At 65.3% G+C, this 12,603-nt stretch carries 13 protein-coding genes; 6 read left to right on the top strand and 7 right to left on the bottom strand.

The window, feature by feature from the left end:
- Positions 1-54 precede the first annotated feature (54 nt).
- Positions 55-849: an EcsC family protein gene (locus AC1KVG_RS21535; RefSeq protein ID WP_043888808.1), complete on the bottom strand. Its 795-nt coding sequence runs from the start codon at positions 847-849 to the stop codon at positions 55-57.
- 171 nt (positions 850-1,020) lie between these two features.
- On the opposite strand from AC1KVG_RS21535, the gene AC1KVG_RS21540 reads away from it, so the two are divergent.
- Positions 1,021-1,470, top strand: a complete 450-nt coding sequence (locus AC1KVG_RS21540) for an SRPBCC family protein (RefSeq protein ID WP_074056272.1) — start codon at positions 1,021-1,023, stop codon at positions 1,468-1,470.
- A 40-nt stretch (positions 1,471-1,510) separates the two neighbouring features.
- Here the strand turns inward: AC1KVG_RS21540 and proP are convergent, their stop codons facing one another.
- From proP to AC1KVG_RS21565, 5 genes are all read right to left on the bottom strand, one after another.
- Positions 1,511-3,001 (bottom strand): glycine betaine/L-proline transporter ProP, encoded by a 1,491-nt coding sequence (gene proP / locus AC1KVG_RS21545; RefSeq protein ID WP_481095779.1) that lies wholly within the window; start codon positions 2,999-3,001, stop codon positions 1,511-1,513.
- Between the two features lie 334 nt (positions 3,002-3,335).
- The gene (locus tag AC1KVG_RS21550) at positions 3,336-3,671 is read right to left on the bottom strand and encodes a thioredoxin family protein (protein ID WP_104551788.1); all 336 of its coding nucleotides are present in this window, start codon (positions 3,669-3,671) and stop codon (positions 3,336-3,338) included.
- A gap of 18 nt (positions 3,672-3,689) precedes the next feature.
- Positions 3,690-4,088, bottom strand: a complete 399-nt coding sequence (locus tag AC1KVG_RS21555; RefSeq protein WP_006453262.1) for a host attachment family protein — start codon at positions 4,086-4,088, stop codon at positions 3,690-3,692.
- Positions 4,089-4,190: 102 nt separating this feature from the next.
- Entirely contained in the window at positions 4,191-5,324 is a 1,134-nt protein-coding gene (locus tag AC1KVG_RS21560; protein WP_023902012.1) for an alpha/beta hydrolase, read from the bottom strand.
- Between the two features lie 65 nt (positions 5,325-5,389).
- Complete coding sequence (locus tag AC1KVG_RS21565) at positions 5,390-5,836, bottom strand: NUDIX hydrolase (protein ID WP_043889624.1); 447 nt, start codon at positions 5,834-5,836, stop codon at positions 5,390-5,392.
- A 254-nt stretch (positions 5,837-6,090) separates the two neighbouring features.
- On the opposite strand from AC1KVG_RS21565, the gene AC1KVG_RS21570 reads away from it, so the two are divergent.
- The 4 genes from AC1KVG_RS21570 (at position 6,091) to AC1KVG_RS21585 (ending at position 9,730) form a co-directional block, all read left to right on the top strand.
- Complete coding sequence (locus tag AC1KVG_RS21570; protein ID WP_481095773.1) at positions 6,091-6,747, top strand: SDR family oxidoreductase; 657 nt, start codon at positions 6,091-6,093, stop codon at positions 6,745-6,747.
- A 110-nt stretch (positions 6,748-6,857) separates the two neighbouring features.
- Positions 6,858-7,922: a M4 family metallopeptidase gene (locus tag AC1KVG_RS21575; protein WP_481095774.1), complete on the top strand. Its 1,065-nt coding sequence runs from the start codon at positions 6,858-6,860 to the stop codon at positions 7,920-7,922.
- On the top strand, positions 7,919-8,230 hold the full coding sequence (locus AC1KVG_RS21580; RefSeq protein ID WP_481095775.1) for a protealysin inhibitor emfourin: 312 nt from the start codon (positions 7,919-7,921) through the stop codon (positions 8,228-8,230). Before AC1KVG_RS21575 ends, AC1KVG_RS21580 begins: the two co-directional genes overlap by 4 nt.
- A 321-nt stretch (positions 8,231-8,551) precedes the next feature.
- Positions 8,552-9,730 (top strand): HDOD domain-containing protein, encoded by a 1,179-nt coding sequence (locus AC1KVG_RS21585; RefSeq protein ID WP_481095776.1) that lies wholly within the window; start codon positions 8,552-8,554, stop codon positions 9,728-9,730.
- 795 nt (positions 9,731-10,525) lie between these two features.
- Here the strand turns inward: AC1KVG_RS21585 and AC1KVG_RS21590 are convergent.
- Positions 10,526-11,509 carry a hypothetical protein gene (locus AC1KVG_RS21590; protein ID WP_481095777.1) on the bottom strand — a complete coding sequence of 328 codons (984 nt, stop codon included), beginning with the start codon at positions 11,507-11,509 and terminating at the stop codon, positions 10,526-10,528.
- Positions 11,510-11,686: 177 nt separating this feature from the next.
- Here AC1KVG_RS21590 and AC1KVG_RS21595 point away from each other — a divergent pair.
- The coding region (locus tag AC1KVG_RS21595) for a PAS domain-containing protein (RefSeq protein WP_481095778.1) at positions 11,687-12,603 on the top strand (917 nt) is incomplete at its 3' end.

Raw genomic sequence — 12,603 nt, forward strand, 5'->3', positions numbered from 1 at the left:
TTGGTTGCGAGCAATGCGTGTTGCGCGGCCGGCAGATGAGATGCGGTCTGGATCTCAACGCGGTGCAGGCAATGCGTCATACGCACGCCGCACGGCCTCTTCTCCAAAGCGCCGCTCCAATCGACGCACGATGAAATGCCCGCGTGCCATCGCCTGGAAGTGGCGCATGAACACGGTATTGAGCGTTGCGCCACTCACGGCACCCACCAGCGGCACCGCCTGCACGGCGAGTTTTTCGCCGACGTTGACCGAGAACTTGGCCGCAACGCGCGACACCAACGACACCAGCGCGGGCGCGCCCTTGCTTGCGAAACCATGTGCGGCCACGTAATGCGCGGCGGCGCTGAGTTGCTGCGCCATGGCCGCGCGTACGGCGAAATAGCCAGACTCCGCACCGTCATCGCTGACGCTGCGTCCGCCATGCGCCAGCACTTCCAGACAGGCCAGCGCCGTTTCCGGATCGTGCAGCGATTCGCCTTCCGAGCGTGCGATATCGGCGATGGAGCGCAGCATCACCGTGGTGGTCACCGGCAACTCCACCAAGAGACCGGGCAATCCGAAAAATCCGCCTGCGCCGCCCGCGACAGCAACCACCATGGTGTGCCGCGCGGTGGAGGCGGGCTGCTGCGTATCGGCCTGGCCGCGCAAGCTGAGCAATGCCGATTTCATTGCCACCTGCAATGCGCGGCGGGTGACCCCATCGATGCTGCGGGTCAGCATTTTCGGTAGCCGCTTGGTGATCAGACTCTCGATCGGCGCGCCCAGCGCGTTGGCAAGTTGCGCTGCCACACCGGGGTTTTCCAACAGCGCGTGCGCCGTGGCCAGATCGCGTTGCGCGGCAACGTCCATCACTGGTATCGGAAGCGTCGTCATGCCTGTTCTTCGTCGTTAGGGGTCCGCCCCGATGGTACCCAGCGCCATGTGAGCGTTAGACGAGCGAACTGTGCAGTGCCAGGACAATCCTGCAATTGGCCTGCAAAATGCGCGATCATCGGTATCTACGCTGCGAATGCCCACCCGATGAATCGTGAGATCCGCCACAGCATCGTCATTGCCGCCGCGCCGGAAGTGGTTTCCGCTGCGCTGTCCGAGCCAAGGCAGCTGGCCCGCTGGTGGACGCGCGAGGTGAGCCTGGGCAACGGCAGGGTGCGGCTGGACTGGAGCCGTCAGGGCTGGCGGGTGGAGTTGAGCATCGACGAGGGCGCCGATCATCGCCTGGTGTGCTGGCGTTGCCACGACTCCAACATGCTCGATTCGGATGCATGGAAAGGCACCGTGATGCGCTTCGAGCTGCACTCCACCAGCCAGGGCACGCAGGTGGAGTTCGTCCAGTCCGGTTATCGCGAATCGCCATGCAAGGAGGCCTGCGCGCGCGGCTGGCGCTTCTTCCTGGGCAGCAGCCTCAAACGCTATGTGGAAACCGGCGAAGGCATGCCCTCGGCCGACATGCTTGCGCCCAACGTGCACTGAGCCCGGTGCGCATCACGCGCATCCACTGCGCCGAGCCCGCTTACGCCGTGCGCGGCTGGCCCATGGAGGGCGCGGTGCGCAGTGGCAGCTGCGCATCCACGGTCACCGGGCTATCGGCCTGCAACAGCGCGCGTGCTTCGGCATCGGTGGCCACGGCCGGCGGTGAGCCACGCAACGGCAAGCCGGCGGTTTCGCGCACGAACAGCATGGTCACCAACCCGATCGCGGCCGCGCCCATCAGGTAGTACGCCGGCACCAGCGGGTCGCCGGTGCGCTCCACCAGCCAGGCAGTGACCAACGGCGTGGTGCCGCCAAACAACGACACCGAGACGTTGAAGCCGATCGACAGCGCGCTGTAGCGCACCGGTGTGTAGAACAGCGCCGGCAACGTGGAGGGCATCGAACTGGTGAAGCACACCAGCGCCAGGCCGAGCAGCATCAGCCCGGCGAAGATCAGCCCGTCGTGGCCACTGCCGATCAGCATCAGGCACGGGATCGCCAACACGAACAAGGCAATGCAGGCACCGATGATCATCGGGCGGCGGCCAAGCTTGTCGCTGAACAGGCCGCCGACGATGTTGAGCGGCATCATCACCAGCATCACCAGGATGATCAGCAACAGGCCCTTGCTCTCGGCATAGCCCATGGTGACGCTGAGGTAGCTGGGCATGTAGGTCAGCAGCATGTAGTCGGTAACGTTGAACACCAGCACCAGCCCAACGCACTTGAGCAACTGCGGCCAATGCAGGCGCAGCAGCGTGAGCAGGCCTTGCCCTGCGGTTTGCCGTTCGCGTTGTTCCGATTGCGCGGTATAGGCACGAAACGCCGGGGTTTCTTCCAGTTTCATGCGCATGTACAGGCCCAGCAACCCCAACGGGCCGGCGACCAGAAACGGGATGCGCCAGCCCCACTCGAGCATCTGCGTCTGGCTCAAGGCCATGTGCAATGCCGTCACCGTGGCCGCACCGGCGATGTAACCGCCCAGCGTGCCGAATTCCAGCCAGCTGCCCATCAGGCCGCGATTGCGGTCGGTGGCGTATTCGGCAATGAAGGTCGCTGCCCCGCCGTATTCGCCGCCGGTGGAAAAGCCCTGCAGTAGCCGCGCCAACAGCAACAACACCGGCGCCCACACGCCGATGGTTGCATGGGACGGGATCAAGCCGATGCTGAAGGTGCCCAACGCCATCAGGATCATGGTGGCCGCCAGCACTTTCTGCCGCCCGTAGCGGTCGCCGAGCGGGCCGAACACCATCCCGCCGATCGGCCGCACCAAAAATGCGACGGTGAACGTGGCAAAGGTCGCAATCAACTGCGCGGTGGGATTGCTCGCGGGGAAGAACACCTGCCCTAGCGTCACCGCCAGATAGCCGTACACGCCGAAGTCGAACCACTCCATCGCATTGCCCAGTGCGGCCGCACCCACGGCCTTGCGCAGCATCGGGCGGTCGACCACGGTGACTTCGTCCAGTTGCAGTTGGCGACGGCGCTTGAACCAACCGAAGTGCGAGGCAATCGTGCGCGTGTCGTGCATATGTTTGGTCTCCATGTGCGGCCATCGCTGCCCACTCGCCCTGGCAACGCACAGGACACAGCACATCGCGCGCGCATGGCAAACGCACATGCAGGGGATGACACCGGAGGCATTCCCGGACGGCCGCGAAAACTCAGCGACGCTGCGGGACAGACGACCAAGGGGTGGGCAAGTGCCCAGGGGCTTGATCAGCCGCACATGTTACTACAGCGTGCAGATCGCTGCAGGCGCGAGGGCGCAGCTTTGCCAAAACACCGTGTTTTCAAGGCGTTTCAACGCATACAGCAACGGCCGCGCCCACCTTGCGGTGAGCGCAATAGTTTTGTCAGCCGCTCTAAATCGCAGGCTCACCCAGCACTGCCAACAACGGCTGCAGATCCTCGCGCGTCTGCGGGCGCACCGCGCGCGCGACTTCTTCGCCATCGCGCAGCAGGATGATGGTTGGCCATAACTTCACGCGGAAAGAGCGGCCAAGCGGCCGCCCTTTTCCATCTTCGAACTTGCGGTAATCCACCGCCTCGAAACCACCCAGCAGTTTTTGCAACAGCGGCTGGGCGGCCATGCAGTGACCGCACCAATCGGTGCCGAACTCCAGCACCTGCAGCCCGGCCTGTGCATCCACCTCGCTGCGCTCAGGTGCCTGCGTGGCGTACTCGCGAACAAACCCCATCGCGCGCGTGCTCCGCTATCAGGACAGCGCGCGCTGGATGTCTTCCAGCGGCAGATTGGTGAGGTCCTTGGCCAGATCACCCACCAGGCGCTGCTGTGTTTCCTTGTGCAGCAAGGGGCGGACACGGCCTAGCGTGGTCGGGTCGGCCACCAATACCAGATGGGTGTATTCGTGCTTCAGCGCGCCATCGTTCAAGGCATGCGACAACTGCTTGGCGAAAGTCATTTCGTCCAGATCCGCGTTGCTCAGATCCTGCGGCGCCTTGCCGGCCGGGCCGTCGTCATCGACGTTCTGCACATCGGTGCGTGCGTGCTGACGCAGCACCACCTTGGCTTCGTTGCCGGTGTTGGTGAACCAACGTGCTTCGCCGCCATCGGCCACAACCACCAATGCACCCTGAGGAATTTGCAGACTCATCCGACTCTCCTGATCAATGTCGGCACTGCAAGTGCAGCGCCGGTCCGTCTCAACCTAGGCGAGAAGATGTAAGCGCGGTGCCTAGTCGATGTCAGCGTGGCGTTAGTGTGGCGCGGCCAATGCCGGTGGTGGCAGGCCCAGATGCTTGCTGAAGAAGCGTGCAGTAACCCGCAACGCCTGCTGGCTTTCCGGCAGTGTCTCGGTGAGGTGGAAACCATGGCCCAGCCCGTCCCAGACGTGCAAGTCCGATTCGCGACCCAGATCCACCAGGCGCGCATGCGTATAGGCCGTGGCGCTCAGTTCGGCTGCACGCGTGGCGGTGAGAAACAAGGTCGGCGGAAACTGGCGCAGCACCGCATCGGAGAACACCGGCGACACCAGCGGGTCATGGAAGTCCACGTTCTCGCCGTAATACAGGTCTTCCATGATCGGCAGCGCTCCGGCCTTGTCCGGCAGCAAGGCATCGTTCACCGCGGCGACCACCACACGCGAATCGCCGCGATAACGCGCGTCGCCAGCGGCGCAGAACATGCCCGCCGCCGCCGGCATCGGCAGGCGCTCCTTGGCAAACCATGCCAGCGACTCGCCGGTGAGCACACCGCCGGCCGAGCAGCCGAAGATGCCGATACGCTCCGGGGCGTAGGTCTTGAGCGCGGCGCGATACACCGCCGCCACATCTTCGCTGGCGGCCGGGAAGCGATGCTCCGGGCCCATCCGGTAGTCCACCGCAACCACGCTCATGCCGGTCATCGCCGCGATCGGGATGGCTTCCATCAGGCCGAACGAGGCAGCGCTACCCATCACGAATCCGCCGCCATGCAGCTCGATCAGCAAACGCTTTGCCTGTTCGGGTGTGCGCGTGCGTGGCTCCACCCGCAACACCGGCACGCCGTTCCAGGTCTCGGGGGTGATCTCCACCGCGTAGCGTGTGCGCAGCTGCGCGATCACGCCTTCGGCCCAACGTTCGGTGTCGGCGCGGATGCTGGGCAATTGCGTCAGTAGCGTGGCGTTGTCGGCCTTGGCCAACGGATCGACGCGCGCGACTTCTGCAGCCACATGCGCACGTGCCTCCGGGCTCAGATACTCAGAGACCGGCAGCGCGAATGCACTCACATGCCGGATGCCGTCCTGTGCGGTTGCAGCGGGTTGTGCCGTCTCTGCCGCTGCAGCGTATGCAGTGCCTACGTAGCCGATCAGCAGCAAAACAACCGTTCGTGTCCACCAATGGTGTGCCATGCGTTGCCCTCCCAGGCAGTCAGCCGGCGAGGATAACGCCAGACAGCTGCGATGACGTGCCGCGCTTAGTCTGTAGAGGCCGGCAGGCCTTGCGCGTGCAGATGCTGCAATGCCTGCACCGTGGAGGTGGTCAGCGGCGATGGCAGTGCGTCCAGCGCGAACCAACCGATAGCGAGGATGGCCTCAGGCTCACGCCGCACCGCGTGTTCGCTGCCGTGGATGGCGGCCAGATACACCGGCGCGACCCAATGCTCCGGTGGCGTCAGATCCGGCTCGAAATAGCTGACGATGCACAGCACGCGTTGCAGGTGCACATGCAGGCCGGTTTCTTCGAGCACTTCGCGCACCACGGCGTTTTCGACGGTTTCCATCCAGTCCACTTTGCCACCTGGCAAGCCCCAATGGCCTTGCTCGGGCGCACGCCCGCGTTGCACCAGCAGCAAGTGGCCATCGGCACGGCGGATGAAGGCGCCACATCCAACGCGTGGACGCAAATCAGGGGAGGTGGTCATCGGCATCTCGCACACACAGGGGCCGCATAGTGTCCCAGATGCGATCGATGCGGTCATTGCGCCATGCGCGTTTTGAGCCGGTGTATTGGCTGCTGCCGATACCTTGCACATAGCGGGCGACGTGGGTTCGATGCAATGAAGACAAACGCTGAGAATAAAAAGTTGATTGCCGCTGCGATAACACCTCCTTAGCACCGCATTGGCGAGGATGGTGGCATTCCGCGCCCTTGCGGCGCGCAGTGGTGGAGTGGTGGATGTCTCGTATCGTGTTGATTGGCGGCCATGGCAAGGTCGCGCGTTTGCTTACTCCGCTATTGGTGCGCGGTGGGCATCAAGTGACTGCGTTGTTCCGCAATGCCGAGCACACCGACGATGTGATTGCCGATGGCGCCACGCCGTTGCTGTTCGACATCGAACACGCCGATACCGATGCGATTGCCGCAGCGTTCTCCGGCCACGATGCGGTGGTGTGGTCGGCCGGCGCCGGCGGTGGCGATGCGGCGCGCACCTATGCGGTGGATCGCGATGCGGCAATCCGTTCGATGCATGCCGCCGAACAGGTGCGCGTGCGCCGTTACGTGATGGTGTCCTATCTCGGTGCCGGGCTGGAACACGGCATCGGGCCGGACGATGGCTTCTTCGCCTATGCGCAGGCCAAGGCCGCCGCCGATGCACATCTGCGCGATACCACGCTGGACTGGACCGTGCTGGGGCCGGGTCGGCTGACCCAGGATGCGCCAACCGGCCACATCACCCGCGATCCGGGCGGCGATGCCGACGGCGGCGTCTCGCGCGGCAACGTGGCGCAGGTGATCGCGGCGGCATTGGCAACGCCGGCCACCATCGGCAAGACCGTCGGCTTCATCGACGGGCAGACGCCGATCCAGCAGGCATTGGCGCAGCTGGAATGAACGCCAGACCTATCGCAACACGCCACAGGCGTGTGATCCGGGCCGGCCTAACGTTTTCCTAAACCAGGCCTGGGCATAGTCGCGAGCGCATCCCACTGTGGAGACCGCTTATGTCTGCGTCCGTCGCCCCGCGCCGTGCCGGCATTCTGCCGCCGTATTTGCTGGACCATGTGGCGCAGGCGGCGCCCGAGCATGCACGCCACTGCGCGCAGCTGTCCCGCCACATCACCGCGTTCCTGCGGCAGCAGCGTGCGCGCGGCCTGCTCGCACGCGCAGAGGCGCTCGTCGCAGATGCCGCACCGGCCACGCAAGCGGTGCAGCGGCGTATTTACGATGCGCAACACGGCACCGCATTACCCGGCACCCTGGTGCGCGACGAAGGCGCTGCAGCCACCGACGATGTGGCAGTGACCGAGGCGTATGACTATCTAGGTGCCACGCATGATTTCTTCCAGACGGTGTACGGGCGCAACTCGATCGATGGCGCCGGCATGCCGTTGATCGGCAGCGTGCATTACGAGCGCGGCTACGACAACGCCTTCTGGGATGGCGAGCAGATGGTGTTCGGCGATGGCGACGGCGAGGTCTTCAACCGCTTCACCATCGCCATCGATGTCGTCGGCCATGAGCTCACGCACGGCGTCACCGAGCGCAGCGCCAATCTGATTTACCAGGGGCAATCGGGTGCATTGAACGAATCGGTCTCGGATGTGTTCGGGGTGCTGATCAAGCAGTACGCATTGCGCCAGAGCGCAAGCAAGGCCGACTGGATCATCGGCGCAGGGTTATTGATGCCCGGCATCAACGGTGTGGGCCTGCGCTCGATGCAGGCGCCCGGCACCGCGTACGATGACCCTGCACTGGGCAAAGATCCGCAACCGGCCACCATGGCCGGCTACGTCAACACGCAAGAGGACGATGGCGGCGTGCATTACAACTCCGGCATTCCCAATCACGCGTTCTATCGCGCTGCGGTGGCGATCGGCGGCGCGGCGTGGGAAACAACCGGCCGCATCTGGTACCGCACGCTCACCGGTGGCGAACTGGCTGCGGGTGCGGACTTCGCCACCTTTGCCGCACGCACTGTCAGCGTCGCCAGCGCCGATTACGGCGCCAACAGTGTGGAGACACTCGCCGTGCAACAGGCTTGGCGCGACGTGGGCGTGCTGGCATGAGCCCACAGTTGCCGCCGGTGGAGTTGGGCGTAACCTTGCGTCTTGCACGCGAGGGCGGCGTGGCCGCGTTCCCGGCCATGCGCCGCGAGCGGCAACTGGTGATGGATGAACTGGACGATGCGCAGCGCCTGCACCTGCGCACGTTGCTGGACCAATGCCTGGTGCATGCACTGCCGCGCCCGCAGGCCGGTGGCGGCGACCGACGCTATTTCAGCATCGCCTGGGACGGTGCCAGCGAACCGCTGCGCATTCCCGAAGAACATGCGCCGGCCGAAATCGTGCGGCTGTGGAAACAGGGCAGGCTGTAGCGCGGCTGTGCCGCGATGACGGTGCCCGCTAACCAGCGCGCGCGCCCATCACCACACACAAACGAAGACACCGCGCAGTGCGCGGTGTCTGTCGTGAAAGATGGTCCAACTGCGGATGCCTGCACCCTTTAAGCTGCCTAGATGCTCTAGGGCTGCACAGCTGGTGACGCATAGTGGTCCCCGCTGCGTTAGCGTGACGTGCAGCGCAGCGGTCAATCTGAAGACACGCCACGCACTGCTGCACTGCGGCAGCTCCTGGCGCCCACATTGCCGCCGCGACCGGCTTCGCGGATAGTCGCAGCACTGCTCAGACAAATTCCCATGACGCCCGTGATTGTGTTGCTGCTTGCTGCCGGACTCCTTGCCGGCTTGGTACTCGCCGGTGTCATCGCCTGGCTGCTGCTGCGCCATCGTGCCCAAACGATCAGCGCAGCTGCCGCGCCCGCCGCGGCTATCGCACCCACTCCGCACGCCGCGCCAACGGTCACGCCGGAACTGGCGCCTGTGCACGAGCAGGCGCAAGCGCACACGCAGGCGCACACCGCTCCTGCACCGCAGCCATTGCCGTCCGGGCCGCCACCGATGCGCCCGTTGCTGCGGCGCATGTACGCCGCGGTGATGTCCACCCCATCGCTGGCCGATGGCAGCCTGCCGGTCGATCCTGCGCAGGCCGATGTGCTGGCGGCGGTGGCCAGCGCGCTCGAACATGTCGACCTGCGGCCGCAGCTATTGCCGCGCCGCCCGCAGCTGTTGCCGCAGCTGATGCGTGCGGTCAACGACCCGGATGCCTCCGGCCGCGGCATCGCCGCGATCATCGCGCAGGACCCGGCGCTGGCCGCCAACCTGTTGCGCATCGCCAACAGCGCGCTGTACCGCCCGCAAGGCGGCCCGCTGGAAAGCCTGGAACGGGCGGTGGTGCATATCGGCACCGAGGGCGTGCGCCAGATCGTCGCCGCAGCGGTCATGCAGCCGGTGCTGAGCCTGGATGGCGGCCTCTATTCGCGCCTGCCTGCCGCAGTGTGGGATTACGCGCTGCGCACCGCCACCGCCGCGGCCGCCTACATGCGCGAGCGCGGCGGCGACACCTTGTCGGCGCAGCTGGCCGGCCTGCTGCAGGGCCTGGGCGCGGTGGTGATCCTGCGTGTGTTGCGCGACACCTACGCCGAACGCCCGTCGCTGCCCTACAGCCTGGAAGTGGCCGCCGCCCTGGTCGAACGCCACACCGCCACGGTCGCCAAGACCATCGCCACCGCCTGGGAGCTGCCGGCCTCGCTGAGCACCGCGCTGGACGAGCAGCGCCCCGAACACGACACCACCCTGCTGACCACCTCGCTCGGCATGGCCCTGCGTTACGGCCGGCTGGCTGCCGCGCTTGCCATGCTCGCCCGCCACGGCGCCGAGCATCAAGACCACGCGCTGAGCGTGCTGGCCACGTTGGAACCGGACAACGAGGCCAACGCTGCGCTGTGGCAGCGGCTGGTAGCGTCCAGCGTGGAGTGATGGCCGGCCGGGTGACGCAACGCGTCTGAAAACACGCGTACAGCGCAGCGATCGATGCACGCTTCTGCGCAGGTATCGCGAAGGGATTGTCAGCGTGCATGCGGATCCATCGCATCCATGCAAGCGCCCTCGGTGAACGAAGCAGTCGCGTAAAACTGGCAGGCGTCATGTGCGGGGTCGGCTTGTGCGCGGCGCCGCATCCGGTGTCGGGACACGCCGTGAATCCGTCCGTGGAGGCTCAGTGGCGGCATCCATGCCGCCACATGGTCCCGCCCCCGGATACGACACCGCGCCCCCACCTTTCGCGACTGCGGATCGGCAAGCAATGCCGTCGCTTTTCCATCAGCCACCGACAACATCCGAAGGTGCTTGCACGCGTACCGGCGTGGGACCTTACGCGGCATGGATGCCGCGTAAGAGCCTACACGGACGTACTTGCGGCGTGTCCCACGCCGGTACGCGTGCAAGCGCCCGCAGCAGACCGAAGCACTCGCACAAAACCGGCAGACCTAGTGTCAACGCAAGTCGCAAAAAACGTACAAAGAAAGTCGAGTAATCAACCCACTTCCAAGCCCCGAACACACAGCGGCAAACACGCAATATCTCCACGCAAAAAAACACCGGACCATCCCTAGATGGCCCGGTGGAGAGCGAGTCTTGGCATCCTTCGCCGAGAAGGGGTTACCCCGGTTGCTTGCTCAGTGTCACTCCTAACTCGGCGCACCTTGGGACCAAGGACACCTTGCAACAGGTGACGGTTCCCCAACCGTTAACCTGACACCTCGACAAGAGATCTCACACCCCCACAACCGGGTCGATCACAACGGGATCGGTGCGGCGACCCGCACGCCCGGCGGCAAACGCAATGCCCGCGCCCAGGATCAACAACACCAAGGTGCTCCAGGCCGCGCGCGAGATGCCGCGTGCCGCAACATCGCCGGCCTCGCGCGCCTTCTGCTCGGCGGTGCGCTTGAGCGCTTCGTATTGGGCCACGGCCTTCTGGTAGCTCTGCGCGTAGTTGTCTGCAATCTGCTCGGCTTCTGCGCGCGATTTACCGGTGCGCGCCACGATCAGGTTGATCAACGCATCGCGGTCGGCCGCATCGATGGCCGGCTTGGCCTGCGCACGCACACGGTCGAACCACGCGGCCAGTTCGTCCGAGGCGGCCTGCGGGGTCTGCGCCGCATCGGTGGCGGTGGCCTTGCCGTCGTTGCCTGCGGTCTCTGCCTGAGCCTTCAGGCGCTCAGGATCGAGTTCGGCCTTGCCGGTCTGGCGCAGTACCGTGTCCAGCTGGCCGCGCAGGTCACCCCAATCCAGCGCGATACCCTGCTTCTTCAATTCATCCTGCACCCCATTGCCCAACGCTGGCGCCGCAGCGGCGATGCCCTGCCCGGTCAGCGACAAGCCCTTGCCGACCACGCCCGACACCGCACCTACCGCGTTGCTGGCCAGCGCCGCCACCAACCAGGTGGTGATCAACGAGGTCACCGCCCAGCTCAACAGACCGTGCAGCCCGCCGCGTACCGTGGCCAGGCGGCCGGCGACGAACGCGCCTACGCCGATCGAGATCAACGTGCTCAACGCCAGCCAGATACCCGCACCGGTGCCCAGCCCGCTGACCGGGTTGGCTTCACGCAGCGGATCGATGGTGGAAGCACCGATTGCGGTACCCAACACGCTCAGCGTCAGATAGGTCACCAGCGCGAAGGTGCAGCCGGCAAGCACGGCGCCCCACGACATCCTGGGGGCGAGAGTGGACTGGCGAACGACCTGTGCCATGGGAGTGCCTCACAACGGTAGAAATGGGCGCCCAGTGTGTAAGGCGTGCCGCGCCCATGCCTGAGCCGAATGCACCAGTGCGGCTAGTGCATTCGCGTCAGGCAGCGGCTACCGTGTGCCGCCACCCTTGGTGTCCATTGCCTGCTTTCCATCGCCGTTGTTACCCGAGGTCACCCCATGTCGTCAGCGAGTGAAACCGCGCCGCCCAGCAGCCCGCCCCAGTCCACCAACCGCCGCCAGCTGCAGCAGATCATCACCGGGCTGAGCGAGGGCGTGATTCTGGTCGAGCCGGATCAGTCCATCACCTGGGCCAACGAGGCCGCGCTGGCCATGCATGGCGCAAGCGTGCTGGAAGACCTGGGCGCCACGGTGAGCGAATACCGCGAGCGCTTCCAGCTGCGCTATCGCAACAACCATCGCCTGAGCGCCGGCAATTACCCCATCGACCGTGTCATCGCCGGCGAAGTCTTCAACGATGTGGTGGTGGAAGTGGTGCGCGCCGGCACCGAGGAGCAATGGGTACACCGCGTGCGTAGCCTGGTGCTGACCGACGCACAAGGCGCGCCGGATTGCCTGGTGCTGATCGTCGCCGACGCCAGCGACTGGGCCAGCGCCGAGCAGCGCTTCGAACGCACCTTCAACGCCAACCCGGCGCCTGCGGTGATCTGCCGGCTCGCTGATCAGCGCTATATCAAGGTCAATCAGGGCTTTGTGGAAATGACCGGCTATACGCGCGAAGCGGTGGTGGGCAAGAGCGTGTTCGAGGTCGATGTGCTGGAACTGGCCGACCGCCGCGAACTGGCGCTAGAGCGCCTCAACGAGGGCACCACCATCCCGCAGATGCAGGCCGAACTCAGCCTGCCCGATGGCACCACCAAGATGGTGGTGGTGGCCGGCCAGCCGATCGAAATCGGCGAAGAAGCCTGCATGCTGTTCACCTTCATGGATCTGGAGCCGCGGCGTCGCGCCGAGCTGGCCTTGCGGCAGAGCGAAGAACGCTTCGCCAAGGCCTTCCGCATCACTCCGGTGCCCACGCTGATCTGCAATGCCGACACCTTGCAGGTGGTGGAAATCAACGACGCGGTAGCGCAGAC

This window comes from Xanthomonas sp. NCPPB 3959, assembly GCF_056675575.1.